This window comes from Oleiphilus sp. HI0043, assembly GCF_001634935.1.
On the sequence record NZ_LWEY01001900.1, the window covers coordinates 1 to 661 of the forward strand.

The window sequence follows — 661 nt, forward strand, 5'->3', positions numbered from 1 at the left end:
ATAAGCGGGAATGGCCTGATACTTGCTGTATGACTGCGTAAAACCATGAAAGAAAATAATAACGGAAGAGATGATGGCAATGACCAATCGTGCGGTTAAAGACGAGGCTGATGAGCTAAATGGACCTGATTCGCTACTGTATGAGCCTTTGAGGGTTTATCTTGCGGATGTATCTTACTTTAGCGGTAAGCTTGAAGCCTTACTGCGTTATAAAGAGATTCCCTTTGAACGGGTAAATGCTTCTGTAGGGGACTTGGTGAATAAGGTTTACCCTCATACAGGTTTAATGAAAGTCCCCGTGGTGCGTTTAGCCAATGGGCAGTGGTTAAAGGATACGACGCCTATGTTCGATTGGTTGGAGTCGAATTTTCCACAGCACTCAATTATGCCAGAAGACCCTGTTGACTTATTCATGTCAAAATTAATTGAAGACTATGCTGATGAATGGTGTTGGCGCTCAGCGATGTTTTGGCGTTGGCGTTACCCCGAGACTCGTCAGCTTCTTGCTCAGAGAATTAGTGAAGAAGTCTTGTCAGACTGGCCTTTGCCTAAAAAAATCGGTGCTTGGTATTTTGCGCAACGACAAACCAAAACCTTTCTAGAAGGGGATGGCGTGTCTTCAAAAACAGAACCCTATGTTAGAAATCATTATTATCATTTG

The 661-nt window shown here is 43.3% G+C and carries 1 protein-coding gene; it reads left to right on the forward strand.

The window, feature by feature from the left end; all coding sequences use genetic code 11:
- Positions 1–79: 79 nt before the first annotated feature.
- On the forward strand, positions 80–661 hold a 582-nt coding region (locus tag A3729_RS29410), incomplete at its 3' end, for a glutathione S-transferase N-terminal domain-containing protein (protein ID WP_197476262.1).